The sequence below is a fragment of the Hymenobacter qilianensis genome (assembly GCF_014638675.1).
In the GTDB taxonomy this organism is placed as follows: domain Bacteria; phylum Bacteroidota; class Bacteroidia; order Cytophagales; family Hymenobacteraceae; genus Hymenobacter; species Hymenobacter qilianensis.
Genome location: NZ_BMFN01000001.1, coordinates 1,533,442 through 1,559,715, shown reverse-complemented (window position 1 = coordinate 1,559,715; position 26,274 = coordinate 1,533,442). Strand labels below are relative to the sequence as shown.

Annotated in this window: 20 protein-coding genes and 2 riboswitches; of the genes, 17 read left to right on the top strand and 3 right to left on the bottom strand. The window is 57.8% G+C overall.

All coding sequences use genetic code 11. The annotated features are described in order from the left end of the window. The first annotated feature begins 13 nt into the window (after window positions 1-13). Window positions 14-2,449, top strand: coding sequence for a penicillin acylase family protein (locus IEW06_RS06625; protein ID WP_187733372.1), 2,436 nt, complete (start codon window positions 14-16; stop codon window positions 2,447-2,449). A 302-nt stretch (window positions 2,450-2,751) separates the two neighbouring features. On the opposite strand, the gene IEW06_RS06620 is transcribed toward IEW06_RS06625, so the two are convergent. Beyond that, window positions 2,752-3,495, bottom strand: a complete 744-nt coding sequence (locus IEW06_RS06620; RefSeq protein WP_187733373.1) for an alpha/beta fold hydrolase — start codon at window positions 3,493-3,495, stop codon at window positions 2,752-2,754. Between the two features lie 90 nt (window positions 3,496-3,585). Beyond that, a complete protein-coding gene (locus tag IEW06_RS06615) occupies window positions 3,586-3,972 on the bottom strand; it encodes a winged helix-turn-helix transcriptional regulator (protein WP_187733374.1) in 387 nt (128 codons plus the stop codon). Window positions 3,973-4,224: 252 nt separating this feature from the next. Between IEW06_RS06615 and IEW06_RS06610 the strand changes: the two genes are divergently transcribed. The 12 genes from IEW06_RS06610 (at window position 4,225) to IEW06_RS06555 (ending at window position 21,288) form a co-directional block, all read left to right on the top strand. Further along, entirely contained in the window at window positions 4,225-5,370 is a 1,146-nt protein-coding gene (locus IEW06_RS06610; RefSeq protein WP_187733375.1) for an alkene reductase, read from the top strand. A gap of 360 nt (window positions 5,371-5,730) precedes the next feature. Next, entirely contained in the window at window positions 5,731-6,576 is an 846-nt protein-coding gene (locus tag IEW06_RS06605; protein WP_223284912.1) for an SDR family oxidoreductase, read from the top strand. Between the two features lie 349 nt (window positions 6,577-6,925). Beyond that, a complete protein-coding gene (locus tag IEW06_RS06600) occupies window positions 6,926-7,543 on the top strand; it encodes a gluconate 2-dehydrogenase subunit 3 family protein (RefSeq protein ID WP_188547762.1) in 618 nt (205 codons plus the stop codon). 89 nt (window positions 7,544-7,632) lie between these two features. Then, window positions 7,633-9,306 (top strand): GMC family oxidoreductase, encoded by a 1,674-nt coding sequence (locus tag IEW06_RS06595; protein ID WP_187733377.1) that lies wholly within the window; start codon window positions 7,633-7,635, stop codon window positions 9,304-9,306. 58 nt (window positions 9,307-9,364) lie between these two features. Continuing rightward, window positions 9,365-10,705, top strand: a complete 1,341-nt coding sequence (locus tag IEW06_RS06590; RefSeq protein ID WP_223284913.1) for a family 1 glycosylhydrolase — start codon at window positions 9,365-9,367, stop codon at window positions 10,703-10,705. 224 nt (window positions 10,706-10,929) lie between these two features. Then, the gene (locus tag IEW06_RS06585) at window positions 10,930-12,372 is read left to right on the top strand and encodes a M16 family metallopeptidase (protein ID WP_188547760.1); all 1,443 of its coding nucleotides are present in this window, start codon (window positions 10,930-10,932) and stop codon (window positions 12,370-12,372) included. Window positions 12,373-12,418: 46 nt separating this feature from the next. Further along, on the top strand, window positions 12,419-13,810 hold the full coding sequence (locus tag IEW06_RS06580) for a M16 family metallopeptidase (RefSeq protein ID WP_188547758.1): 1,392 nt from the start codon (window positions 12,419-12,421) through the stop codon (window positions 13,808-13,810). A 114-nt stretch (window positions 13,811-13,924) separates the two neighbouring features. Then, window positions 13,925-14,032, top strand: a riboswitch (SAM riboswitch). Window positions 14,033-14,103: 71 nt separating this feature from the next. Continuing rightward, window positions 14,104-17,817 (top strand): methionine synthase, encoded by a 3,714-nt coding sequence (metH, locus tag IEW06_RS06575; protein ID WP_188547755.1) that lies wholly within the window; start codon window positions 14,104-14,106, stop codon window positions 17,815-17,817. A gap of 331 nt (window positions 17,818-18,148) precedes the next feature. Beyond that, complete coding sequence (gene metF, locus IEW06_RS06570; RefSeq protein ID WP_187733381.1) at window positions 18,149-19,105, top strand: methylenetetrahydrofolate reductase [NAD(P)H]; 957 nt, start codon at window positions 18,149-18,151, stop codon at window positions 19,103-19,105. A 332-nt stretch (window positions 19,106-19,437) separates the two neighbouring features. After that, window positions 19,438-19,914: a tetratricopeptide repeat protein gene (locus IEW06_RS06565; protein WP_187733382.1), complete on the top strand. Its 477-nt coding sequence runs from the start codon at window positions 19,438-19,440 to the stop codon at window positions 19,912-19,914. An 87-nt stretch (window positions 19,915-20,001) separates the two neighbouring features. Then, window positions 20,002-20,553 (top strand): hypothetical protein, encoded by a 552-nt coding sequence (locus IEW06_RS06560; protein ID WP_187733383.1) that lies wholly within the window; start codon window positions 20,002-20,004, stop codon window positions 20,551-20,553. Between the two features lie 243 nt (window positions 20,554-20,796). After that, a complete protein-coding gene (locus IEW06_RS06555; RefSeq protein ID WP_187733384.1) occupies window positions 20,797-21,288 on the top strand; it encodes a GAF domain-containing protein in 492 nt (163 codons plus the stop codon). Window positions 21,289-21,351: 63 nt separating this feature from the next. Here the strand turns inward: IEW06_RS06555 and IEW06_RS06550 are convergent, their stop codons facing one another. Next, the gene (locus tag IEW06_RS06550; protein WP_187733385.1) at window positions 21,352-22,020 is read right to left on the bottom strand and encodes an outer membrane beta-barrel protein; all 669 of its coding nucleotides are present in this window, start codon (window positions 22,018-22,020) and stop codon (window positions 21,352-21,354) included. A gap of 194 nt (window positions 22,021-22,214) precedes the next feature. On the opposite strand from IEW06_RS06550, the gene IEW06_RS06545 reads away from it, so the two are divergent. From IEW06_RS06545 to IEW06_RS06530, 4 genes are all read left to right on the top strand, one after another. Then, window positions 22,215-23,723, top strand: a complete 1,509-nt coding sequence (locus IEW06_RS06545; protein ID WP_188547753.1) for an N-acetylmuramoyl-L-alanine amidase — start codon at window positions 22,215-22,217, stop codon at window positions 23,721-23,723. Between the two features lie 170 nt (window positions 23,724-23,893). Beyond that, window positions 23,894-25,297, top strand: a complete 1,404-nt coding sequence (locus tag IEW06_RS06540; protein WP_187733388.1) for an L-lactate MFS transporter — start codon at window positions 23,894-23,896, stop codon at window positions 25,295-25,297. Between the two features lie 39 nt (window positions 25,298-25,336). Next, window positions 25,337-25,486 carry an MFS transporter small subunit gene (locus IEW06_RS06535; RefSeq protein WP_187734371.1) on the top strand — a complete coding sequence of 50 codons (150 nt, stop codon included), beginning with the start codon at window positions 25,337-25,339 and terminating at the stop codon, window positions 25,484-25,486. A 77-nt stretch (window positions 25,487-25,563) separates the two neighbouring features. After that, window positions 25,564-25,884, top strand: coding sequence for a putative signal transducing protein (locus IEW06_RS06530; RefSeq protein ID WP_187733389.1), 321 nt, complete (start codon window positions 25,564-25,566; stop codon window positions 25,882-25,884). Between the two features lie 146 nt (window positions 25,885-26,030). Next, a riboswitch (SAM riboswitch) is annotated at window positions 26,031-26,122 on the top strand. Window positions 26,123-26,274: the final 152 nt, after the last annotated feature.

Below are 26,274 nucleotides of genomic sequence, written 5' to 3'. Positions count from 1 at the left end.
TCTACCATTCTTTATGGCTTGGATAAAGGCCTTGTTGGCACTGCTGGTCAGTGCTACGCTTACCTGGGTACTCAACAGCAAGCAGGGCGACTTGCCGCCGTTTGGTAAGTTCCTGAGCCCATTCGTGGGTTTTTGGCAAAATGCCGAAGCTTCTGATGCCCAAGCCACTCAGCAAGAGCTAACCTTGCCCGGCCTGAAGGCGCCCGTGCAGGTCCGCTTCGACGACCGGCGCGTGCCCCACGTCTTTGCCCAGAACGACCACGACCTCTACTTCGCCCAGGGCTACCTCACCGCTCGCGACCGGCTCTGGCAGATGGAGTTTCAAACCCACGTAGCTGCTGGCCGCATTTCGGAAGTTGTCGGGGCCAGAGCCCTGGAGTACGACCGGTTCCAGCGGCGCATGGGCTTGCCTTTTGGGGCCCAAAAATCGTTGGAGGCGATGATGGCTGACCCCACCACGCGCACGGTGCTGGAGGCGTATTCGGCCGGGGTAAATACTTACATCAATGGCTTAACGGCTAAAGAGCTGCCTTTTGAGTACAAGCTCCTAGATTATACCCCCGAGCCCTGGCAGCCGCTGAAGTGCGCCTTGCTGCTCAAGCTGATGGCCTGGGACCTGAGCGGCCGCTCCGACGATTTGCGCCTCTCTAATGCGCTGAATAAGTACGGCCCGGCCATCACCAACGATCTTTTCCCCAGCTACCCAACCCGCGAAGATCCTATTGTGCCCGTGGGTACGCCCCAGGATTTTACGCCCGTGCCAGTGCCCGCCACGCCGCCCACGTTTGCCGCCGCCCTATCGGATAAAGTGCCGACACGTGAGCCAGACGCGGATTTGGGGTCCAATAACTTCGCAGTAAGCGGCGCGAAGTCGGCTACGGGTTTTCCAATGCTGGCTAATGATCCGCACTTGCAGCTCAACCTGCCCAGCATCTGGTACCAGATTCAGCTGACCGCGCCGGGCGTGAACGTGTACGGCGTTACCATTCCAGGCTCGCCCTTGGTCATCATTGGCTTTAACCAGCAAGTGGCCTGGGGCGTGACCAACGTGGGCGCCGATGTGCTGGACTGGTATCAGCTGAAATTCAAGGACAGCACCAAGAGCGAGTACTGGCACGATGGCCGCTGGAAACCGGTGCGCCGCGTAGTGGAGCGCGTTAAAGTGCGCGGCCTCCCTGACCGCCTCGACACGGTGCTCTACACCCACCACGGACCGGTGGTGTACGACAACGATGAGAAGGTTTTCAACAAGCAAACCCCTATTCGCCACGCCCTGCGCTGGACGGCCCACGAAGGCGGCAACGAGGTAAAAGCCTTTTACGGCCTGAACCGCGCCCGCAGCTACGCCGATTACACTGCTGCGCTTCAATATTACGCTGCGCCGGCCCAGAACTTCATTTTTGCCAGCGCCCAAAACGACGTGGCCATCTGGCCCAACGGCAAGTTTCCGCTGAAATGGACCGATCAGGGCAAGTTTATCCTCGATGGCACCAACCCGGCCCACGACTGGCAAGGCTGGATTCCGTCCACCCACAATCCGCACGTGCACAACCCGGCGCGGGGCTTCGTCAGCTCGGCCAACCAGTTTCCGGCCGGTCCGGACTACCCATATTATCTGGGTTGGTCGTTTGCGACGTGGGAGCGCGGCCACCGCATCAACGAGCGGCTTGCCACTATGCAGAACGCCACTCCCGACAGCCTTCGCCTGTTGCAGCTTGATAACCTGAATCTGAACGCCCAGCTTATGCTGCCGCGCCTGCTGGCCCTCGTGAAGCCGCAGCAGCTAACGGTCGCCCAGCGCCGCACCTACGACAATCTGCGCCAGTGGAACTACTTCTACGACGCCGATGCCATCGCGCCCAGCGTATTCGACTTGTGGTACGGTAATCTGGTAAAGCGCCTGTGGGACGATGATTTTGGGGCCGCCGCCACTGGCCTGGAAATGCGCTTCCCACCCCGCGACCGAACCAACAACCTCCTATTAACCCAAGACACCAGCCGCTGGATCGACGACCGGCGCACGCCCGAGCGCGAAACGATGCCCCAGCTCGTGCAGGCTTCCTTCCAGTTTGCCACCGATTCGCTGGAGCGCAAATTTGGCCCCCAGGGGCCGGCTTGGCGCTGGGCCAACCAGAAAAGCACCGATATTCTGCATCTGGCCCAGCTAACGGGCTTCGGCCGCATGGACCTGGAAGTGGGCGGCGGCGCGGCCATCGTGAATGCTATTTCGGAGCGCAACGGCCCCTCCTGGCGCATGGTAGTGGCGCTGGGCCCGCAGGTGAAGGCTTACGGCGTATTCCCAGGGGGCCAAAGCGGTAACCCCGGCTCGGCTCACTACGATGACATGATAGAAACGTGGCGCAAGGGCGAGCTGAACGAGTTGATTTTTCTGCAAAAGCCTGACGAGAAAAACCCACGCGTGAAAGCAGGTTTAGCGCTAAAGCCGTGAGGTAAGCGATATTAGAAGGACCACTAAGCACTCATTCAAAACCAGACCGTCATGCAGAGCGCAGCGAAGCATCTCGCGTGCGGTCGTTGCAGTGCTAACCTAGACCCAAAAGGCGGTCATGTTGAGCGGAGTCGAAGCATCTCTACCGCTGATGTCAGATTAGTATTGCAACGAAGCGGTAGAGATGCTTCGACTTGGCTCAGCATGACAATATCTTTTGCAGCTAAACACGCGAGATGCTTCGCGCCGCTCTGCATGACGGTCTGGCTTTGAATGAATAGGGCCATACTTACTCAAATAAGCTAGCGCTCTAACGACTCGGCAAACTCACGCAGCAGTGCTGCTACTTCCTGCGGCGCTTCCAGGGGCAGTAGGTGCCCAGCCCCTCCAATTATTTCCAGAGGCGTGTTGGGGGGCAAATGGGGCAGCGTTTCCAGACCGTGCAGCGACGGCGACATTACCGCATCAGCATCGCCGGCTATTACCACGGCGGGCACCGTAATCAGAGGCATTTGAGTTAGAATATTCTCGCGGCTGCCATGTAGTAACCACGCGTCCCAGGCAGCGTGGGTAGTGCGCAGATTGTCTTCAATGACCTGTGTCTGCAGTGCTTCCGACAGGGGCCGGGCCGTAATATGGGCCAGCGTGCGGGCCGCAGCGTGCGGGTTGCCGTAGGCGTGCAGGGAGGCTAAGCGCTCCTCGTCCGTCATGGGCTCGGGCGACGGCGGCGAGGGGGAGAGCAAGGCCAGCCCGCGCAGGCCTGCTGGTTGCTGAGCAGCAAAGGCAAGGGCAATTTTGCCCCCCATACTATGCCCCACCAGAATATAACTACTCAGGCCCTGCTCCCGGATGAACGCTCCTACCGCTTCGGCATACGCCTGCACCGAGTAGCCACCCGCCGGAGCCGGAGCACCGCCAAAGCCGCCTAAGTCGGGAGTCAGGCAGGTGTAGTCGGGGGCCAACGCGGCGGCTACGGCGGCCCACTCCCGGCCCGAGCCAGCCCAGTAGTGCAAACAAATAAAAGTGGGCGCAGCAGACGAAGGCATAAGGAGGCGTTTGAAACGTGTAGCCTACCTACGCAAACCCGCTTCGGAATGGTCAAAAATGCCCCCCAGCGAGTAGCCTCCGTCCGCGGTTTATCCGGCCGCAACCAGCACGTCTGAAGCTGCTTCCGCACACGGCGCTTCGCCTAGGCCCAGCACTTCGCGGTGCAGATTGCCCCACTCGCGCAGGGAATGCAGCACCGGACAAAGCGTTTCGCCGTGGGCAGTGAGGCGATATTCTACCTTGGGCGGCACCTGCGCATACACGCGCCGATTCACGAGGCCGGCTTCTTCCAACTCCTTGAGCTGCTGGGCCAGCATCTTCTGCGTCACTTTCGGAATAAGGCGCTTCAGCTCGCCAAAGCGCAGGGTGCCATGCTCCGCCAGATACGAAAGGATAAACACTTTCCATTTGCCCCCCAGCACGTCGAGGGCGGCCGTGATGGGGCATATCGGCGAGTTCTTTGGCTTGGCTATCATTTTATTCAGTTGATTATCAGCAACAGTTTCTAAAAGGTACCTGCATTACTTTACGGTACCTACTTGACAAATGTATCCTATGGGCGAGACCTTTGCAAGCGCTGCCGACAGGCGGAAATGAGGCATCTGCGTCCCGGCAAATCCGGTGGGCAGCCAACATTTACTGCTCCCAGGTGGTTTGGCACGACGCGCTAGTGGGCTAAGCTTCACATTCGCTCTCATTCTTTTTAAAGTCAATCATTACCAGTTCTTATGTCGTCTTCCACCAAGCATCTTTTCACGCCCTTTCAAATGGGTGCTCTTTCTTTACCCAACCGCTTCGTAATGGCGCCCATGACGCGTAGCCGCGCCAAAAACGATGGCAACGTGCCCACCGATTCCACGGTGGAATACTACCGGCAGCGCGCGTCGGCGGGCCTTATTATTACCGAGGGCGCTCAGGTTTCGCCTCAGGGTGTTGGCTACGTTTTCACGCCCGGCATTCACTCTGCGGCTCAGGTAGCAGGCTGGAAGAAAGTAACCGACGCGGTACACGCCGAAGGCGGCCGTATTTTTATTCAGCTCTGGCACGTAGGCCGTATTTCGCACCCATTCTTCCATAATGGCGAGCTGCCGGTTGCGCCCTCAAGCGTGAAGCCGACCGACGTGAAGGCTTACACAGATAAAGGCATGGAGGAAATTCCGGCCCCGCGTGCCCTGGAGCTGAGCGAGATTGCCGGCGTAGTGAACGACTTCCGCCAGGCAGCCCAAAACGCGAAAGACGCGGGCTTCGATGGTGTGGAGATTCATGGCGCCAACGGCTACCTGCTCGACCAGTTCATCCAGGACGGCACCAACCAGCGCACCGACGAGTACGGCGGCAGCGTAGAAAACCGCGCCCGCTTTGTGCTGGAAGTAGTGCAGGCCACCGCCGACGTATTCGGTGCCGACCGCGTGGGCATCCGTTTGTCGCCCACCGGCAACGTGGGGGGCATTTCTGACTCCGACCGCCGTGGTACGTTCAGCTACGTGACGGAGCAGCTCAACAAGTTTGGCCTGGCGTATCTGCACGTCATTGAGGCGCTGCCCGGCCATGCGATGGCGGCCAAAAACGGACAGGAGCCGGTTGGTCCGCACTTGCGCAAAATCTTCGATGGCCCGTTCATTCTGAATGGCGGCTACACCCAGGAAACGGCCGAAGCCGCTTTGGAAAACAACGAAGCCGACCTGATTGCCTTCGGTATTCCGTTCATCGCCAACCCCGACCTGGTGGAGCGCTACGAGCAAGGCACGGCCCTCAACACGCCCGATCCGGCTACTTTTTACGGCGGCGACGATAATGGCTACATCGACTATCCTTCGTTGGAGGAAGCAGAAGCTACGGAAGCCTCACCCAAGCAGGACATCGTGAATTATTAAGCAGCGGCCCTGCCGATTTTGCTAAGAACCCCGCCCTGAAACATTCCAGGGCGGGGTTTTTTATGTTAAAATACTCCTTCTCTTGGCGGTCATGCAGAGCGGCGCGAAGCATCTCGCGTGTTTAGTGGGATTAGTAACCTCTCGTCAGCACGCGAGATGCTTCGCGCCGCTCTGCATGACCGCCAAGAGGGCTTATAGGTGTCTGGATATTAGCGTTTCTACCCAAGGTCCGATTCTGCGTAGACAGCAAACTCAACCTTATCACACTGCTCTGTTATGACCAAAAAAGCTTCTGCCCCTGCCCCAAACGCCAACACCAAAAAAGCGCCGACGCCGATTGATCATCCCACGGCCAAGGACATGAAGAAGCACGCGCAGAAGCTTCCTTACCCCGCCAAACAAGCCGATATGAAGCTCCAGCCCGGCATGAGCTTCTCCACTTACCGGGCCGCCAATAAGCTGGGGGGCAAAATTGCCCTCATCACCGGTGCCGACTCTGGTATCGGGCGGGCCGTGGCGGTGGCCTTTGCCATGGAAGGCGCCGACGTAGCCGTGCTCTACAATGAAAATGACGCCGACGCCGCCGAAACCCAGCGCCTAGTAGAAGCCCAGCAGCGCAAGTGCCTCCTGCTTCGCCTTGATGTGCGCGACCCCGAGCAGTGCCGCCAGGCCGTGCGCCGCACCCGCGCCGAGCTCGGTGGTTTGCATATTCTGGTGAATAACGCGGCCTACCAGATGGCCCAGGAAAAGTTTGAAGACATCAGCGAGGAGCAGATTCGCCGCACCTTCGATACCAATATTCTCGGCTATATCTGGATGGCCCAGGCGGCCTTGCCCCACATGGAAAGCGGCGACTGCATCATCAACACGGGCAGCATCGTGGGCCTTACCGGCAACCCCCTTCTCATCGATTATACCGCCACCAAGTCGGCTATTCATGCCTTCACCAAATCGCTGGCTACGCACCTGGGCGAGCGGAATATCCGGGTTAACTGCGTGGTGCCGGGCCCCGTCTGGACGCCCAACATTCCGGCTACCATGCCTTTAGAGGAAGTTGAGAAGTTTGGCTACGAAGTAGCGCTTCAGCGCCCCGGCCAGCCCGAGGAACTGGCCCCCGCTTATGTCTTGCTGGCTTCGCAGGACGGCTCTTTTATGACCGGCAGTCTGGTGCACGTTACGGGGGGCAAATTATCCAGCGACCAGTAGAAAATGTTTTGACGTAGCCAGAACGAGGTAGAGACACATAGTTGTGTCTCGTCGTTGAACAACAGGCAACGCGTCATTCAGGACTACAACTGAGGCTCAGCGGCACTAATGCCAATACTCCAACTATTGCGTCTCTACCTCACCTGAACAGTCCAAAGTATAGCTCAGCTAGCTTCCCAGATCAGCCTAGCTTTCTCCGGCCGGTGACGCACCCCCGCAGATGGCAACCATAAAATCAGCTCAACAGTAAGACAATAGTCGGAAGCAGGCATTAAATAACTGGCACAGCGGGAAGTTTTGGCTTCCAGGCAGTTTACTACCTGTAGCTTCCCTAATCAGCTGCTTTGCCATGACTTCTCCGCACTACCCCGACGGTACCGTACGTGCCCTGCTCGCCACCGAACTCGTAACCGAGGCTACCCGCACGGCTCTTCAGGAGCGCCTCGACGCGCCAGCCTACGAACCACAGTTTCTGGAGCCGGCCACGTATGATTTGCTGCGGGCTGTGGCCGCCTGCCTTTTCCCCCAGCCCGATCGCCCCGATGCCCCCATTGAGCTAGCCCCCGGCGTAGATCAGCGCCTCGCCGCCGGCCGCAGCGACGGTTGGCGCTACGACATAATGCCCCCCGACCGCGAAGCGTACCGCATGGGTCTGGGGGGCATTAATCAAACTGCCCAAGCGGTGTTTCAGCAGGAATTTCGGGTGCTAACTTCCGATGAGCAAGCCAGCGTGCTTCAACTGGTACAGGAAGGCAAAGCGCCCGGCGAGGCGTGGGAAACAGTGCCCGCCGAACGGTTTTTCGAAGAAATGCTGGCCGAGCTAACGGAGCTTTATTACGCTCACCCCTTAGCTCAGGAAGAAATCGGGTACGTGGGCATGGCCGATGCCACCGGCTGGACCCGACTGGGCCTAAACGAGTTGGAGCCCCGCGAACCGGAAGCTATTTCGTCCCAGCCAGGTTTGTAAAAACGAGCTAACTCCCTCTAGAAGCGTGACTCTTTACCCTTTCTCAAGTTACGATTGAACACGCCGCGGCGTATTTCTCAAAGACCATTATGCCCGACGAAGAAGTAATAGAAGAAGGCGTGTTGAATCCGCTGAAGCAGGAAGTTCAGGATCCTTTGCTAAAGCAGATTATGCAGGAGTCGACATTTGAGCCTGAGCCCCAGCCCGCCGAAATTCCCCTGCCCACCGATGAGGTCGATTGCCTCGTTATCGGCACCGGAGCGGGCGGTGCGCCGCTGCTGGCGCGGCTGGCTATGGCCGGGTTGAAAGTGGTAGCGCTGGAGGCCGGCCCCTGGCACGACCCCAAAACTGATTTTGCCACCGATGAGAAAGCCCAGGAATTTCTTTTCTGGAACGACGAGCGCCTTTCGGCAGGCAAAGACCCCGTGGCCTTCGGCAAAAACAACTCCGGCACCGGCGTCGGCGGCTCTACCCTACACTACACCGCTTACACGCCCCGCGCCCACCCCGACGACCTCCACTTAAACCGCGACTTTGGCGTGGGCGTCGACTGGCCGTTTGGCTACGAGGAGCTAGAGTCTTACTATGAGGAGCTAGAGCATTTTCTGGGCATTTCTGGCCCGACGCCTTACCCCTGGGGCCCCACGCGCCGCCGCGGCTATCCGCTGGCCCCGCTGCCGCTCAATGGGGCCGCGCAGCTGATGGAGCGAGCTTGTCAACAGCTTGGCATCCAGACTTCTCCCGCAGCCAACGCGGCCTTGTCTGCGCGCTATTATCAGGAGGGCGTGGGCTGGCGCGAGGCCTGCACCAACCGCGGCTTCTGCCAGGCCGGGTGCAGTACCGGGGCCAAAGCCAGCATGGACGTCACGTTTCTGCCCCTGGCCGTAGCCCACGGCGCCGAAATTCGCCCTAATTGCTTCGTAACGGAAATTGAGCGCGACGAGCAAGGCCGCGTAACGGGCGTGGTGTACGAGCACAACGGCATCACTCAGCGCCAGCAGTGCCGCCATTTGTTTATATGCGCTGGCGCCGTTGAAACGCCGCGTTTGTTGCTGCTGAATGAGTTGGCGCTGAGCAGCGGCCACGTGGGGCGCAACTTTATGGCCCACCCCGGCGTGCAGGTGTGGGGCACTTTCCCCGAGGACATCCGACCCTACAAAGGCATTCCTGGGGGGCTTATTTCCGAGGATACCCACCGCCCGCCGGACGCCGATTTTGCGGGCGGCTATCTGTTGCAAAGCATTGGCATGATGCCCGTTACGTTTGCCGGCCAGGTAGTGCGGGAGCGCAAGCTCTGGGGGGCAAAATTGCGCGAGTATATGCGCAACTACAACCACATTGCCGGCATCAACATCCTGGGCGACTGCCTGCCCCACGCCGACAATTTTCTGGAGTTGGCCGAGGAAAAAGACGCTCGCGGCCTGCCCAAGCCCCGCCTGCACTTCACCAACCACGAAAACGAAATCCGCATGAACCGCCACGCCGAGCAGCTCATGCGCCGCATCTGGGAAACGGCCGGCGCCACCGATATCTGGGCGTTTCCGCGCTCGGCCCACGTGATCGGTACTGCCCGCATGGGCCTTTCCGGCGACGATGCCGTGGTAAACTCCGACGGTCGCGCCTTCGACGTGCCCAACTTATATATCTGCGACAACTCCGTGTTTCCAAGCGCCCTAAGCGTCAATCCAGCCTTGACTATTATGGCTCTCAGCCTGCGCACCGCCGATAAGTTTTTGGAAAGCGAAAGAAGAAGAGACAATTGAACAACAAACTCCCCTCCTCAGATGAGGAGGGGAGTTTTCGTTCTACCAGCAGCAACTCATCATGGCTAAAGGATTTCTAACGCACATCATAGATAAGTTCGGTAACGGCGGCTACGAGGGCGACCAATATGGTGGGGCCGGCGGCCACGACGGTAGCGGCCTGCCCACCGGCACGCCCGGCAACTTCATGTTTGCCACCGGCATCGAGTGCTCATACCCCACCATCGATAACGGCCGCACCCGCCGCGACTTGCTGGCCGAATGTGGGCACTACGACAACTGGCAAAAAGACTTACAGCTCGTCAAAGACTTGGGCCTTAAAGTACTGCGCTACGGCCTGCCCTACTACAGCATGCATAAAGGCCCTGGCCGCTACGACTGGGAATTTGCCGATCAGGTGATGGCCGAAATGCAGCGCCTGGGCATCACGCCTATTCTGGACTTACTGCATTTCGGCGTGCCCGACTGGCTGGGCAACTTCCAGAACCCCGAGTTGCCCGTCCATTTTGCCGCTTTTGCCGGGGCCGTAGCCAAGCGCTACCCTTGGGTGCGCTACTACACGCCCATCAACGAAATATTCGTCACAGCCCGCATGAGCGCGAAGGATGGAGCCTGGAATGAGCAGCTGCGCACCGATAAAGGCTTCGTAACGGCCATGAAGCACCTGGTGGCCGCCAGCATCATGGCCAACCAGAAAATTGCCGAGCAGCGCCCCGACTGCATTATCGTGCAGAGCGAATCGGCGGAGTATATCCACGAGCTGAGAGCAAGCCCGTGCTCCCAGATTAAGCTCGATAACAAGCTGCGCTTTCTGGCCCTTGACCTCCTCTACGCCCACCACCCCGACGCCGACGTGCTCACGTATCTGCTCGATAACGGCCTGACTCGCAAGGAGTACGATTGGTTTATGGCCGGTGAGCCGCCCGGCTACCAGATTATGGGCAACGACTACTACGGCCGCAACGAGAAGATTATTCTGCCCTCTGGCGAAATCTGCACCAGCGTGGATGTGCTGGGCTGGTACAATATCACGCTGGAGTACTACAGCCGCTACCGCAAGCCCGTGATGCACACCGAAACCAATGTTTTTGAGGCCAAGGATGCCCCTACCTGGCTCTGGAAACAGTGGGTCAATATTCTCAGAATGCGGGAAGAAGGCGTGCCGGTGCTAGGCTTCACTTGGTATTCCCTCATCGACCAAGTAGATTGGGACATTGGCCTGACGCGCAAAGTGGGCACCGTGAACGCCTGCGGCCTCTACGACCTCGACCGCAACCCACGCCCCGTGGCGGCGGCCTACCGGCAGCTACTCCAAGAGTACGGCCAGATTACGATTGTGCCCCACGGCGAAATGTTCGTAATCACCCCAAAACCAGCCACGTTGAAAGTAGAGATATAATAGAAACCGAGCTTACAAGACCGTCATGCAGAGCGGCAGCGAAGCATGACAGCCTTAAGGTTTTGAGAGGCTCTACGCTTGATTATGTAATAGGCTTATAAGCAACAAAATAGCAGCTTCTGGAAAGCAACGGTTCGATTAAGAATGGCATCTTTTATATAAATGCTTAGATTTTCTTAATATCGCAAACCCGAAATTCTTCCACTTTCCAGCCTCCTCTATTTATGCTTTCAACGAGACGATTTATTCCTAGCCTGCTATTGGGTTTGGGGGGCTTTTTTGCCCTGAATTCCTGTAGTCAGAAAACTACGTCGGGGGTAGCCGGCGACACAAATGCCCCCCAGTCCACGCAGGCTACAGAGGTAGCGAAAGTAGCTACCTACCAAGTGCCCGTGGAATATTACACCCTGGACAACGGCTTGAAAGTGGTACTCTCGCCCGACAAAACGGCGCCGGTGGCCACCATCGCGGCCTATTATAATATCGGCTTTCGCATAGAGCCCCGCAACCGCACCGGCTTTGCGCACTTGTTTGAGCACATGATGTTTCAGGGCTCCAATAACCTGGGCAAGATGGAGTTTATTCAGGTGGTGCAGAAGAATGGTGGCATCCTGAACGGCTCCACCCGCTTCGACTTCACCAACTACTTCGAAATCGTGCCCGCCCACAAGCTCGAAACCATGCTGTGGGCCGAAGCCGACCGCATGCGCGGCCTCAACATCACCCAGGAAAACTTGACCAATCAGCAGGGCGTGGTGAAAAACGAGGTGAAGGTGAACGTGCTCAATCAGCCCTACGGCGGCTTTCCGTGGCTGGACATGCCCCAGTACGCCAACAAAAACTGGCACAATGCTCACAACTTCTACGGCGACCTGAAAGACCTTGACGCGGCCAACCTGGAGGATGTGCAGTCTTTCTTTAAGACCTTTTACGCGCCCAACAACGCGGCGCTGGTCGTAGTCGGCGACTTCAATCCTGCCGAGGCAAAAACCTGGATCAAGAAGTACTTCGAGAACATTCCGAAGTCAACATTGCCCCCCAAAGTAGATCTGACGGAGCCCCGCCAGGAAAAGGAGCAGCGCTTCAGCAAAGACGACAAGCTGGCCACTAAGCCTGCCCTGGCTTTTGCCTACCACATGCCCGACAAAAACACGCCGGAGTACTACGCCATGGGCCTGCTCGACCAGATTCTGTTGCAGGGCAACGACAGCCGCTTGTATCAGGCTTTGGTGCAGGAGCGCGGCTACACCGGCTCGGTGAGCGGCGGCATCAACTCGGGCCTGGGCAACATGTTCAACTACAACGGCCCTATGCTTTGGGACGGCAGCCTGGTGTACGACAAAACGGTATCGGCCGACTCAGTGGTAGCCGTGCTGGACCGCGAGATTCAGAAGCTCGACAAGGAAGGCGTAAGTCAGGAGCTGCTGGACTTGGCCATTGTGAAGATGCGCTCCGACCTCTATGATCAGGTAAGTCAGCTCTACGGCTTCGGCAAGGCCGATCTGCTGGCTACGTTCGCCCTGTTTGAGAATGACCCCAAGCGCATCAACCAGCTGGAAACCGAGTTTCGGAAAGTAACGCCGGAGCTGATGCAGAAGACCCTCCGCGAATACCTGCGCCCCACCAACCGCACGATTCTGACTATCAATCCATTGGCTAAAAGCTAGTGGTTCATAAGGCTTTCACTTGGTGATTCATTCCTTGACAACTCCCATGAAAAATATAGTTATTGGCCTGCTGAGCGTTGCCTATGCCCTCGGCACTCCGGCGTTGGCCCAAAAAGAAACCCCACCCGCCGGCGGCACTCCCCGCGACTTCACTTTGCCCCCTAAGACGGAATTTACCCTGGATAATGGTCTGCAAGCCACCCTGGTGCCCTACGGCGAGATTCCGAAAGTAACGGTGAGCATGATTGTGCAAGTAGGCAACGTGCACGAGGCGCCCAACGAAAACGGCCTGGCCGACATCGTTGGGCGCCTGATGCGGGAAGGCACTACCACGCTCTCCGCCAAGCAGATATCGGAGAAAGTAGCCCGTATGGGTGGTTCGCTCAGCGTATCGGTGGGGCCAAATCAGACCTTTATCACTGGTTCAGTGCTATCCGAATACGGCCCGGAACTGGTGAACCTGATGGCTGATGTGGTGCAAAACCCCGCATTCCCGCCTTCTGAGATTGAGCGCATCAAAAACGACTTTAAGCGTGAGAACAACCTTTCTCGCTCCCAGCCAGGCACTCAGGCTCGCACGAAGTTCACGATGGCCATGTACAAAGGCCACCCCTACGGACGCGACATTCCCACCGACGCCGAAGTAAACGCTTACGGCCCGGAGCAGGTGCGCGACTTTTACACCAAGCAGTTTGGGGCCCAGCGCACGGCCGTATACGCCGCCGGCAAGTTTGACGAAAAGGCTATGCGCGAGGCGGTTACATCTTCGCTAAGCAACTGGACCAAAGGCCCCGCTCCGCGCATTGAGATTGCCAAGCCCATCACCAAAACCGACCTGATGGTGCAGGACCGGCCCGGCGCGCCCCAATCTACGCTAGTTATCGGCTTGCCCGTCGTTGACCCTACGCACCCCGATTTCACGCGCCTCCGTGTGATGAATTCCCTGCTGGGGGGCTCTTTTGGCTCACGTATCACCAGCAATATCCGCGAGAATAAAGGTTACACCTACTCGCCTTCCAGCAGCATAAATGCCCGCTACCGCGTGGGTGAGTGGACCGAAGTGGCCGACGTAACGACGGAGCACACGGGTAACTCGCTCAAGGAAATTGTTTACGAAATAGATCGTTTGCAAAAAGAAGCGCCCACGGAAGCTGAATTGGAAGGCATCAAAAACTACGAGGCCGGCCTGTTTGTGCTGCGCAACTCCACTCCGGCCGGCATTATCGGTCAGCTCAGCTTCCTCGATTTGCACGGCCTCCCCGACAGCTACCTCACCAACCAAGTGAAAGAGATTCACGCCATTACTCCGAAAGAGGTGCAGGATGCGGCCAAGAAATACGTCCGCCCCGATGAGATGACCATCGTGGTAGTAGGCGATAAAAAGGTGATTGAGCCGCAGTTGAAGAAGTTTCAGGCGGAGCGCAAGAAGTCGCTTTAATACGCTTTCCACATTTTAGTAAGAAGGGACTGGCCAGCAGGTCAGTCCCTTCTTGTTTTAGGCTCTAAAATCAGAGTAAACTTTTTTCGTCGTCTTGCTGTATCTTTGCTCAGCTACTTATCCAGAAAGACCGAGGGACTGGGCCCTACGACGTCTTGGCAACCTGAGTAAAACAAGGTGCCAACTCCCATTTTGCCCCCCACGGGCAGAAGAAGATAAGTGCGGAGCCCGCGTTGCGAGGTTCTCTTTCTGGATAAGCAGCGCTAAAAACGCCTTTTTCCAAAGGAGACCTTATGAAAACGACTCGCCCCGCCTCCCCCCTCTACGACATTCTCCAACAGCGCATTCTGGTGCTCGATGGCGCCATGGGCACCATGATTCAGCGCCATCCGCTGACGGAGGAGGACTTCCGGGGCACGCGCTTCGCCGATCATCCCAAGCCCTTGCGCGGCAACAACGACCTGCTCAGCCTGACCAGACCGGATATTATCCGCGGTATTCACGCTGAATATTTCGCCGCCGGGGCCGACATGGTGGAAACCAACACCTTCAGCGGCACTACCATCGCCCAGGCCGACTATGGGTTGGAGCATTTGGCCTACGAGCTCAACTACGAGTCGGCGCGGATTGCGAAAGAAGTTGCCGACGAGTTTACGGCCCGCGAGCCGCATAAGCCGCGCTTCGTAGCTGGTGCCATCGGGCCCACCAATCGTACTGCTTCCCTCTCACCCGACGTGAACCGCCCCGGCTTCCGCGCCGTGACCTTCGATGAGCTGGCAACGGCTTACCACGAGCAGGTGCGCGGCCTGGTGGAAGGTGGCTCCGACACGCTGCTGATTGAAACCATCTTCGATACGCTGAATGCCAAAGCGGCTCTGTATGCCGTGCAGAAATTCTTCGACGAAGGCGGTCGGGTTGTGCCGGTCATGATTTCGGGCACCATTACGGATGCCTCGGGCCGTACGCTTTCGGGGCAGACGGTGGAAGCTTTCTGGAACTCTATCAGTCACTTGCCGCTGCTGAGCGTGGGTTTGAACTGCGCCCTTGGGGCTGATCAGCTGCACGTATATGTGAAGGAGCTGAGCCGCATTGCTGATGTGCACGTGTCGGCTTATCCGAATGCTGGTTTGCCTAATGCTTTTGGGGGCTACGATGAGTCGGCCCAGGAATTTGCGGCCGTAGTGGAGAATTACCTGAAAGAGGGCATCGTGACGGTGGCCGGTGGTTGTTGTGGCACCACGCCTCAGCACATTGCCGAGCTAGCGAAGCTGGCCGAGAAATACCAGCCGCGCCAGCTACCCAATTTGCCCCCCACAACGCGCTTGTCGGGCTTAGAGCCATTCGACATCACGCCCAACAGCCTGTTCGTAAACGTGGGCGAGCGGTGCAACGTGACCGGCTCTCGCGCTTTCGCCCGCCTCATTCGCACCGGCGCCTACGAGCAGGCCCTGCAAGTTGCCCGCGACCAAGTGGAAGGCGGCGCCCAGGTCCTCGACGTGAACATGGATGAAGGCATGCTCGACTCGGAGCAGGCCATGACTACTTTCCTCAACCTGATTGCCTCCGAGCCCGACATTTCGCGCGTGCCGGTGATGATTGACTCCTCGAAGTGGAGCGTGCTGGAAGCTGGCCTGAAATGCGTGCAAGGCAAGAGCATCGTCAATTCGATTTCCCTGAAAGAAGGCGAGGAAGTATTCAAGGAGCGCGCCCGCACCGTGCGCCAGTACGGCGCGGCAATGGTGGTGATGGCCTTCGACGAAAATGGCCAGGCCGACTCTTTGGAGCGGCGCATCGAAATCTGTCAGCGCAGCTACGACATTCTGGTAAATGAAGTGGGCTTCCCGGCCGAAGACATCATCTTTGACCCCAACATCCTGACCGTGGGCACCGGCATGGAAGAGCACCGCAACTACGCCCTGGACTTTATTGAGGCCGTGCGGTGGATTAAAGCCAACCTGCCCGGCGCCCTCACCAGTGGCGGCGTCAGCAACATCAGCTTCTCCTACCGCGGCAACGACGTGGTGCGCGAAGCCATGCACACGTCTTTCCTCTACCACGCCATTCGCGCCGGCCTGGACATGGGCATCGTAAACCCTAGCCAGCTAGGCGTATACGACGAGATTCCGAAAGATCTGCTGGAGTTGGTAGAAGACGTGCTGCTCAACCGCCGCCCCGACGCCACTGAGCGCCTCGTCGACTTTGCCGAAACGGTAAAGCAGAAAGACAAGGTAGAAGTAGTGGCCGATGCCTGGCGCAGCCTGCCCGTGGCCGAACGCCTGCAGCACGCTTTGGTACGCGGCATCACTGAGTTTATCGACGAAGACACCGAGGAAGTGCGTCAGCAAGTAGGCCGACCGCTGGAGGTGATTGAAGGGCCGCTCATGGCTGGTATGAACGTGGTGGGTGACCTGTTTGGCGCCGGCAAAATGTTCCTGCCCCAGGTAGTGAAATCGGCTCGCGTGATGAAGAAGGCGGTGGCGTATCTGGAGCCGTATCTGCTGGCCGATAAGCAAGGCTCGGAGCGCCAAACGGCCGGTAAGATTCTGCTGGCTACAGTGAAAGGCGACGTGCATGACATCGGCAAGAACATCGTGGGCGTAGTGCTGGCCTGCAACAACTTCGATATCGTGGACCTGGGCGTGATGGTGCCGCTGGAGCGCATTCTGGACGAGGCCGTGAAGCAAAACGTGGACGTAATCGGCCTGAGCGGCTTGATTACGCCCAGCCTCGATGAGATGGTGTACGTGGCTCAGGAGATGGAAAAGCGCGGCCTGAAAACCCCGCTGCTCATTGGTGGCGCTACCACTTCGCGCCTGCACGCGGCCGTAAAAGTGGCCCCCAACTACTCCGGGCCGATGGTGCACGTACACGACGCATCCCGCTCGGTAGGCGTGGCGGCTAGTCTGCTCGGCTCCAGCGCCGAAACCTACGCCAAAACGGTGCGCGACGAATACACCGCCCTGCGCACTGATTACGCGGCCCGGCAGCGGGAGAAGAGCTACCTGACCATTGAAGCGGCCCGCGAAAATCAATTCAAGGCCGACTGGGAAACCGCGCCCATCACCAAGCCGACTTTCCTGGGCACGAAAGTGCTGGATAATTACCCGCTGGCCGAGCTGGCCGAATACATCGACTGGACGCCTTTCTTTCACACCTGGGAGCTGAAAGGCCGCTACCCACGCATTTTGGAAGACGAAAACCTGGGCGAAGCGGCTACCAAGCTGTTTGCCGATGCGCAGGCTTTGCTTCAGAAAGTTATCAGCGAAAACCTGCTCACGGCCCGTGCCGTGGTCGGTTTCTGGCCCGCCAACACCGTTGGCTACGATACCATTGAAGTCTACGCCGATGACACACGCGAACAGGTATCGACCGAGTTTTTCACCTTGCGCCAGCAGGGCGAAAAAGGCCCCCGCATTCCCAACCTCGCTTTCTCCGACTTTTTGGCCCCCAAAGAATCGGGCCGCCAGGATTACATCGGCGGCTTTGCCGTAACGGCGGGCCTGGGCATAGAAAAGCTCATCGAAAAGTTCGAAGCCGACCACGACGACTACTCCAGCATTATGATTAAGGCGCTGGCCGACCGCTTGGCAGAGGCCTTTGCCGAGCGCCTGCACCAGCGTGTGCGAGAGGAGTTCTGGGGCTATTCGGCCGACGAGAAGCTGACCAAGGAAGAGCTTATTCAGGAGAAGTACCGCGGCGTGCGGCCAGCCCCCGGCTACCCTGGCTGCCCCGACCACACCGAGAAAATCACGCTGTTTCAGCTGCTCGACGCCGACCAGCAAACCGGTATCCGGCTCACCGAAAATCTGGCCATGTACCCGGCTTCCTCGGTCAGCGGCCTCTACTACGCCCACCCCGATTCGCGCTACTTTGGCCTGGGCAAAATAGCCCGCGACCAGGTAGAGGACATTGCCCAGCGCAAAAACATGCCCATTGCGGAGCTGGAGCGCTGGCTCTCTCCAAACCTAAATTATAACCCAACCAGCGTACCCGTAACGGCGCTGTAAGAACGACCAACTCCCATCCTTAGCAAGGAGGGGACGCGGCGCCGCCGCCGCTGGGGTGGTGGAGACGTTGTTTAGTTGTTAAATTGTTTGATAAAAAGCCCCCCAGAACGTCATGCAGAGCGGCAGCGAAGCATCTCGCGTGCTTAGTGGGATTAGCAATCAGACGTCAGCACGCGAGATGCTTCGTGACCTCAGCATGACCACCCTTTAAACAACATCAGCAACGAGCCAACCACCCCCGTTTCCGCTGCGCGAAAACATCCCCTCCTTGGTAAGGAGGGGAGCTTATTTACTACCACAACTACTCACCAGCCCGCTGCTGGTGTTCTATATGAAAGTAACTGACCACCTGATCAAAGCCGACGGCAAAACGCTGTTTTCCTTCGAGGTTTTGCCCCCCAGAAAGGGCGAGAACATCCAGAACCTGTTCAGCAACATTGAGCCGCTGATGGAGTTCAAGCCGCCGTTTATTGACGTGACCTACCACCGCGAGGAGTACGTGTACCGCAAGCAGCCCAACGGCTTTCTGGAGCGTAAAACCGTGCGCAAGCGGCCCGGCACGGTAGGGATTTGTGCGGCCATCAAAAACCGCTTTGATGTGGACACGGTACCGCACCTGACCTGCGGCGGCTTCTCCAAAGAGGAGACCGAGAACGCGCTGATTGACCTGCACTTTTTGGGCATCGACAATGTGCTGGCTTTGCGCGGCGACCCGATAAAGTCGGAGCCGCACTTTATTCCGGAGCCCGACGGCCACGCCTACGCCAGTGACCTGATTGAACAGGTATCTTGCATGAACAAAGGCCGGTATCTGGATGATGAGCAGGAAGATACGTTTCCGACCGACTTCTGCATCGGTACGGCGGGCTACCCGGAAAAGCACTTCGAGGCACCCAACTACGGCTCCGATATTCGCTTTCTGAAGCAGAAAATGGACCGCGGCGCCGAGTACATCGTCACGCAGATGTTTTTTGACAATGAGCAGTTTTTCAACTTCGAAAAGCGCTGCCGGGCGGCGGGCATTACGGCGCCCATCATTCCGGGCCTGAAGCCGATGACCACTAAAAGCCAGCTCACGATGCTGCCGCGCACGTTTTTCCTTAACATTCCGGAAGAGCTGGCCGAGGCTATAAGCCAGTGCCGCGACAACGAGGATGCGCGCCGCATCGGCATTGAGTGGTGCATCAACCAGAGCCGCGAATTGATGGCCCACGGCGTGCCTTGTCTGCACTATTATTCTATGGGCAAGTCGGAGTCGATTCGGCGCGTGGCGAAGGAGTTGTTTTGAACAAAAAGCGCGTGTGGGACAACATTAGTAAATAAAACAGTGGTCATACAGAGCGGTAGCGAAGCATCTCGCGTGCTGATGCTGGAGAAGTAAATCAATTAAAGAAAACGTCATGCTGAGCTTGTCGAAGCATCTCTACTGGTTGGTAATTCCAACGAAGCGGGAGAGATGCTTCGACAAGCTCAGCACGCGAGATGCTTCGCTACCGCTCTGCATGACGGCCATCTTATAACAGGCGCTGAAATTCATAAAATCTCCCTGCCGAATCAATAGTCATAACACGTCGCTGCCTTATCTGCGTATATTCTAATTCACAATCTCTGGCTGAAAAAATGACTACGCTCGATGATCTGTTTGCCAGGTTGCAGGAAGCCGAAGTGCCAGCGGAGATTGAAGCGTTGCAGAGCGGCATCTGGCAGATTTGGCTGACCACCCACGACCATGCCCTGGATAAGCATCTGGAGGCCGGTATGCGGGCCCTTTCGGCCGGCGACTACACCCGCGCCATTGCCGACTTTACATACCTGATCGATCACCGACCGGAGTTTGCTGAGGGCTGGAACAAGCGCGCCACGGCCTACTACATGCGGGGCGAGTACCGCGCCTCCTTGCTGGATATTGCCGAAACGCTGCGCCGTGAGCCCCGCCATTTTGGGGCCCTTTCCGGCTGGGTGGCCATGCTGCGCATGCTGGGCGAAGACCGGAGCGCCCTGCGCGTGCTGCGCCGCCTGGCCAAAATCTGTCCGCACTTTCCGGGTTTGCAAAGCCAGCTGCGCGACCTGCGCGACCGCACCGACGAGGACTACTAGGTAGCCATTTAATGCTGGGGGGCTTTTTCGGTCTGAAATCAGGCTAGCCTGAATATCCAACTGGGCGGTGGTTGCGTACACGCCACTATGAAATCAGCCACTCCGTTTCCACTCTCCCTGGCACCTGTTGCGGGCCTGTCTTTTGTCTGCCTTTTCCTGCTTAGCGGCTGCGACACCACGCCCCGCGAACGGCAGGAAATTGTGCGTCAGGAAGCCCGCAAGCTTGATACGCTGGCCGACCGCGCCGGCGACCGCATCGACCGTGCCAGCGACCGCGCCGGCGACTACACTGCCTCCGCCCGCGCCCGCAATCGTCAGCCCCTGGACCCCGCCGCCGAGGCCACCTTTGCCACCGAGCTGCTGGGCACCTATGCAGCCATCGGCCAGCTTACCCCGCAGACTATTGAGCCGGCTTACACCCAGCTACTTCGCCAAACCCGCGCTAAGCGCCGCCAGTGGACCCAGCGCGACTGGGACTACGCTACCAGCATTTATCGCCGCCTGAATGATCGTCTTAAAGCGGTGCGCCTGGATGTAGTCGGACGTGATGAGCTGCGCATTCGGGGCCTGCAAGCGGAGTTTGTAGCTATGGAAGCGGGCCGCGACATCAAGGATCTGGGCCAAGCCGTGAAGGAGTAGCTTTTTGGCGCGTAGCTACGTCGGGCACACTGCTGTTGGGTTACGTTGTATCATAAGAAAAAGCCCCCCATGTTGTACATGGGGGGCTTTTTAGTGTATTTTTAAATATTCATGAAGCCAAGCGCAAAATCACTGATCTACTGCCAGTTGAAGTGATGCCTTACCGCTCTGTTTTCCGGATTTGCAGCGATTCGCGAGGTCTGTTTTCGCTTTATTTATTCTGTCTAGCCGCACCTGTTTCCTATGACCACTGCATCGTCTTCCGCTTCGCCTGTGCTCTCCGATATTGAGCAGTTTAGCTCCCTGTTGGAGCGGCATGGGGTTCATACTGCCCTCCAATACCTGAACAGCCGCACCTCGCACCGCTATACCGGCATTTTTCGCTTCGATGGCGACCAGTTGCGCAACGTGGCCCTCTACGACCGGCGCGACCCCGTGAATGTGGTGCACGGCCCCGATGCTCCCCTCGAGGCCTCTTATTGCATCTTACTAACCCGGCAGCAGTCGCCCTTAGAAATCACGGATGCCGCCACTGACCCGCGCCTCAGTCACCTGATTAACAAGCCCGTGCAGTCTTACTGTGGGGTCCTGATTCGGGATAACGAGGGCAGGCCATTCGGCTCGCTTTGCCACTTTGATACGCAGCGCTGCCAGGAGCGCACCACCGATTTGCCGCTGATGGAAGCCGCCGCCGATCTGCTCTACAACCACCTGCACCCCACCGACGCCAAGTAGTCGTTCAGCCTCACGCACTGCTTTCCGGCCACAGCAAGCCGACTTTTAGCTTTGCGCTTTGTGTCAGAAAGCAATAGTGGCGCGTAGCCGCATGGCCGGACGGTGCATGGTTGTGGTTTCCTGATAGGTAAAGTCTGGACTGCCGTTGAGGTTGTCCCGGCTCGTCGTTTCGTCGCGGGCGCGCAGCACGTCGTAGTAGATTTCCGGGCTCAGGTAGAAGCTTTTATACACCCTGATTTTGGCCCCCAAGCCGGCGTTCAGACCAAGGCCGTTGGAGGTGCGGGTTTCCGTAACATCCAGGCAGCCGCACCTCCCACCCGTAAGGTCGCCGGTGGAGGTGTAGCGCCGGTAATACAGGTCAGTGAAGACGTAGAGCCAGTCGTATTTTTTCAGCGGCGCGTACTGAGCGCCCAGCTTTACTTGCAGCTCCTTGTCGGTTATATCGCTCGTCAGGCAGTCGGCGCAATAATCGTAGTTCGGCTTCACGGTGCCCTGGCTAAAATTGCCCCCCAGCCGCACCCCAAACCGCGTGGGAGTATAGCGTAAGAACACGCCGGAAACCCACTGAGCGGGATTGTTTGCAGGAGAATTGGCGTAGCGGTGGCCGTTGCCGGAAGGATTGTAGTTTACGACTTCGATGCCGGCCTCATAGGCGCGTTTGGTCTGGTTCTGCGCCTGGGCAAACTGGCCTGCGGCCAATAAAAACACTGCTAGGGGTAGCGTCTTAAGCATAATTACAGACATGGGAATGAGGAGGAAGAGAAACCGGGCAGGCGCTGAGCCGTAGCTGCCTGGTACCAAATTGCACTTCGGTGCCTAGCTGACTCTGGGGCGATGAGGCCTGTGGGCCGGCAAATGGTTGCAAACCTCCACCATGATGCTGCGCACGGGTTTTGTACCGGCTAAGTCATTCTCATTCTGATTTCATGTTCGTTTCCAAGTTATTGCTGCGGCTGTTTCTGCTGCTTCCCGTCACTGCTGCCCTGGCGCAGGCGCCGCTTATCGAAACTGCCGAAACCGTGCCCGCCGCCGATCAGTGGCTACAGCCCGGCGACCGGCTGCAAGTGCGTCTGAAAGGCCAGCCGGGCGCAACGGCTACGTTTCTGGGGGGCAAATTGATGACCGAAATGCCCCCTACGCTCACCAATGGCCAGCTTGGCATTTATCAAGGCACCTACGTGGTGCAGCCCGGCGATACGCTACCGGATCGGCCCATCGCCTTTGAGCTGCTCACTCCCGACAGTATGCTCACCGTGGCTTTCAGCCAGAACAAAGTGCGTTTTCTAAACCAAAATGCCCCCCAGCTGGCCGTTACGAAGGGCCCCTTGGCTTACCTGAACTATGGCCTGGGTGAGGACCGCCTGGGCGGGGCCAAGATGGGCTACCTCGACTCGTTGGTGGTACTGCACATTACGGGCAAGGTTGGCAACCAGTATCGGGTGCGGCTGGCCGAAAACCAGACCGCCTGGGTGCCTGAGAACAACGTGCGTTTTTTGCCCCCCGGCGGCTTTGCGCCCGCCTCGCTTACTGGCTCCTGGATCGTGCAGGGCGATTCGCTCTACGACTATGTGCGCGTGCCCCTCACCGAGCGCCTGCCCTACCGCTCCCAAGTTCTCACCGAACCTAGTCGCTTGGTCATCGACGTATTCGGGGCTACCTCCAACACCAACTGGATAACCCAGCGCGCCGGCTTGCAGGCCCTCGGCGATGTGCATTATGAGCAGGTGCAGCCCGACGTATTTCGGCTTGTGCTGCATTTGCGCCACCGCCAAAGCTGGGGCTACGGCATTGGTTACCAGAATAATGTGCTGACCGTTCGCGTAAAACGCCCCCCAGCTAAGATGAGTCTGCGCGGCCTGACCGTAGCCGTGGATGCCGGCCACGGCGGCCCCAATACCGGGGCCGTAGGGGCCAGCGGCGCCCGCGAAAAAGACCTCACTTTAGCTATTGCCCAACGTTTGCAGCGGGCCCTAGAGCGCAAAGGCGCCCGCGTGCTGATGACCCGCGACGCCGACGTGAGCGTAGACAACGGCGACAGAATTCTGCGCCTGCGCCAGTCCAACCCCGATTTGCTGGTCAGTATTCACGTCAACTCCTCGGGTAACAAGGCTGTACGGGGCACCAGCACCTACTACCGCTACGTAGCGTTTCGGCCTCTATCAACAGCGCTGTACACTGAAATGCTGGCTACGGGCCTGCCGGGCTTTGGCAACGTGGGCAGCTTCAATTTTGGCCTAAATGGCCCAACCGAATACCCGAATGCCTTGGTAGAAACGGCCTTCGTTTCAAACCCTGAGGATGAGCGCCTTCTCACCTCACCTGATTTTCAGCAGCAGATGGCCGAAAGTATGGTCCGGGGGCTGGCAAATTTTCTGCGGGCTAGTCGGCAGCCCGGTTTGCGCGGCTGGCTGAGTCGCAAGCCCGCTGAGCAGTAGGCTACGGCTGTTAGCTATAGTTGTTTAGCAACATTTATAGCTTTTAGGTTGATAATCTGAAACAAAAGCTTCTACCTTCCTGATTCTCAATGCAAGAGACGCATCTGCAGCCTCTGCCCTGCCCCAGCTCTCTCCCGTTCACCTATTTCCCACCACTCTTTTATTACTGCATGGCAACCTCTACCTCATGGCTGGATCGCAGCCGTACCATTGCCGGGCCGGGCTTCAACCGCTGGCTTATTCCGCCGGCGGCCCTCGCCATTCATCTTGCCATCGGGCAGGCCTACGCCTTCAGCGTATTCAAAAAGCCAATGGGAGCCCTTATCAGTGGAGATGTGAACGCCCCGGCTCCTAGCGACTGGACACCCGGCCAGCTCGCGGTCATTTTCTCCATTGCCATCGTGCTCCTGGGTTTGTCGGCGGCGGTGTTTGGCAAATGGCTGGAGCGAGTTGGGCCGCGCAAGGCGATGCTGGCTTCGGCTTTATGCTTTAGCGGCGGCTTCTTTATTTCGGCCCTGGGCGTATCCATACACAACATCTGGCTGGTGTACTTCGGCTATGGCTTTGTGGGCGGCATCGGACTGGGCATCGGATACATTTCACCGGTAAGTACGCTAATCAAGTGGTTTCCCGACAGGCCGGGCGTAGCTACGGGCATGGCTATTATGGGCTTTGGCGGCGGCGCCATGATCGGCTCGCCCCTGGCCGTAGCGCTGATGGCTTATTTCAAAGATTCGGCCCCCATGGGCGTAGCGCCTACCATGCTCACGATGGGAGCTATTTACCTGGTTTTCATGATGTTTGGGGTGTTCACAATTCGGGTACCAGCCGAAGGCTGGAAACCGGAAGGCTATGTGCCCAACACTCAGCATTCAACGCTTATTACGGCGGCCAACGTGGATGCCGACACGGCCATCAAAACCCCGCAGTTCTGGCTGCTATGGGTGGTACTGGTTACGAATGTAACGGCTGGTATCGGGGTGCTCGAAACAGCCTCCCCGCTTATTCAGGAAACCTTTTCCGATGTATCTATGGGTGAGGGCCTGGGTGTAACGGCGGCGGCGGCGGCAGGCTTTGTTGGTCTGCTGAGCTTGTTCAATCTGCTGGGGCGCTTTTTCTGGTCGTCGGCCTCGGATAAGCTGGGCCGCAAGCCTACCTACATGATTTACTTTGGGTTGGGCATTGTGCTCTACGCTTTGGTCCCTACGCTGGCGGCCAATCACTCGCTGGCTTTGTTTGTCATCGTGTGCTGCGTGATTCTGAGCATGTACGGCGGTGGTTTCGCTACTATTCCAGCTTACCTGCGCGACTTGTTTGGCACTATGCAGGTGGGGGCCATTCACGGGCGCCTGCTCACTGCTTGGTCAACGGCTGGCATTCTGGGACCCCTGATTGTTAACTACTTGCACCAAAGTCAGAAGGACAAAGGGCTGACCGGGGCTGAGGCGTATCAAACGGTGTTTTATGTGATGGCCGGAGTGCTGGTAGTTGGCCTGATTGCCAATATGCTGGTGAAGGCCGTAAACGAGAAATATCACTACAAGGAAGCCGCTGCCAAAAAAGTGGCTGCTTAGGGCTCGAACCGGCTTCGGCCATCATCAAAAAAACTTCGCATGGACAATCGCATAAATCCTACCGTTCCCGAACCCGCCGCTACGCCTTCATCGGGCCTGCAAACGGCATTGGCCTGGCTGTATGTCGGCGTGCCGCTTCTGTGGGGCGTTTCCCAAACGTTTATCAAAGCGCTGGACTTGTTCAAATAAGCCCCCCACGCATATTTTTTGCCACGAGAAGCACCTAATCGGGTGCTTCTCGTGTTTTAGCTCAAATCCTACTTTCTATGTTCATTGAGTCAACTGATGGCACGGTGGTGCTGCTGGAGTCATTTGCTAATTCTATTTCGGCGCACCTGGCCAAAAATCAGCTGGAAACGGCTGGCATTGCCTGCTTTATCAGCAACGAAAATCGGCCCTACGGCCCTATTTCGGGTGGCGTACGGCTGCACGTGCGCCAGCAGGATCTGGAAGCCGCGCAACAGATTTTGTCCGAGCACAGCGCCTTGATGACAGCCGTGCAGGATGACGATTTGGACACAACTCAAGCGACTTCCGACTCATCCGGCAGCCTGCTTACGCGGCTGCGGGCGTGGCTGCTTTCGTAGTATTTGCTCTGCTGGAATTGCAGGCCAGAACGACGACCCTTCTTTAAAAATCACCTCATCAACGACTAGGGTACAACCTCGGATTTGGGATATTAAAAATCCTGATAGTACCTTTGCACTACCAATTCTTTCCCATCAAAGGATTGTTTTTATACAGAGGCGCAGAGAGACAGGCTCCGCGAAGCGCCGGCAACCCCCACTCCCCGTGGAACGGTGCCAAGTCCTGACCATATAAAAACAAGTTACCGTGGACTTTTTCAACACCTCCGCCTTCTCCCCGTCCCTCGTTGCTTCGCAACCGTGCTGTTGTATGCGCTCGGTAGGACAAGGTTGTTGTTGATTTCCCCTCTTCCCTTTCCTGCCGGCAACCTAGCCTGACGCTTTTCTAGC

Excerpts from the sequence above, each read along its gene's own strand:
- IEW06_RS06620 (WP_187733373.1), bottom strand. The coding sequence starts at position 3,495 with ATGCCTTCGTCTGCTGCGCCCACTTTTATTTGTTTGCACTACTGGGCT.
- IEW06_RS06535 (WP_187734371.1), top strand. The coding sequence starts at position 25,337 with ATGGACAATCGCATAAATCCTACCGTTCCCGAACCCGCCGCTACGCCT.
- IEW06_RS06600 (WP_188547762.1), top strand. The coding sequence starts at position 6,926 with ATGACTTCTCCGCACTACCCCGACGGTACCGTACGTGCCCTGCTCGCC.
- IEW06_RS06605 (WP_223284912.1), top strand. The coding sequence starts at position 5,731 with ATGAAGAAGCACGCGCAGAAGCTTCCTTACCCCGCCAAACAAGCCGAT.
- IEW06_RS06550 (WP_187733385.1), bottom strand. The coding sequence starts at position 22,020 with ATGCTTAAGACGCTACCCCTAGCAGTGTTTTTATTGGCCGCAGGCCAG.
- IEW06_RS06610 (WP_187733375.1), top strand. The coding sequence starts at position 4,225 with ATGTCGTCTTCCACCAAGCATCTTTTCACGCCCTTTCAAATGGGTGCT.
- IEW06_RS06530 (WP_187733389.1), top strand. The coding sequence starts at position 25,564 with ATGTTCATTGAGTCAACTGATGGCACGGTGGTGCTGCTGGAGTCATTT.
- metF (WP_187733381.1), top strand. The coding sequence starts at position 18,149 with ATGAAAGTAACTGACCACCTGATCAAAGCCGACGGCAAAACGCTGTTT.
- IEW06_RS06565 (WP_187733382.1), top strand. The coding sequence starts at position 19,438 with ATGACTACGCTCGATGATCTGTTTGCCAGGTTGCAGGAAGCCGAAGTG.
- metH (WP_188547755.1), top strand. The coding sequence starts at position 14,104 with ATGAAAACGACTCGCCCCGCCTCCCCCCTCTACGACATTCTCCAACAG.
- IEW06_RS06540 (WP_187733388.1), top strand. The coding sequence starts at position 23,894 with ATGGCAACCTCTACCTCATGGCTGGATCGCAGCCGTACCATTGCCGGG.
- IEW06_RS06585 (WP_188547760.1), top strand. The coding sequence starts at position 10,930 with ATGCTTTCAACGAGACGATTTATTCCTAGCCTGCTATTGGGTTTGGGG.
- IEW06_RS06625 (WP_187733372.1), top strand. The coding sequence starts at position 14 with ATGGCTTGGATAAAGGCCTTGTTGGCACTGCTGGTCAGTGCTACGCTT.
- IEW06_RS06545 (WP_188547753.1), top strand. The coding sequence starts at position 22,215 with ATGTTCGTTTCCAAGTTATTGCTGCGGCTGTTTCTGCTGCTTCCCGTC.
- IEW06_RS06615 (WP_187733374.1), bottom strand. The coding sequence starts at position 3,972 with ATGATAGCCAAGCCAAAGAACTCGCCGATATGCCCCATCACGGCCGCC.
- IEW06_RS06560 (WP_187733383.1), top strand. The coding sequence starts at position 20,002 with ATGAAATCAGCCACTCCGTTTCCACTCTCCCTGGCACCTGTTGCGGGC.
- IEW06_RS06595 (WP_187733377.1), top strand. The coding sequence starts at position 7,633 with ATGCCCGACGAAGAAGTAATAGAAGAAGGCGTGTTGAATCCGCTGAAG.
- IEW06_RS06555 (WP_187733384.1), top strand. The coding sequence starts at position 20,797 with ATGACCACTGCATCGTCTTCCGCTTCGCCTGTGCTCTCCGATATTGAG.
- IEW06_RS06580 (WP_188547758.1), top strand. The coding sequence starts at position 12,419 with ATGAAAAATATAGTTATTGGCCTGCTGAGCGTTGCCTATGCCCTCGGC.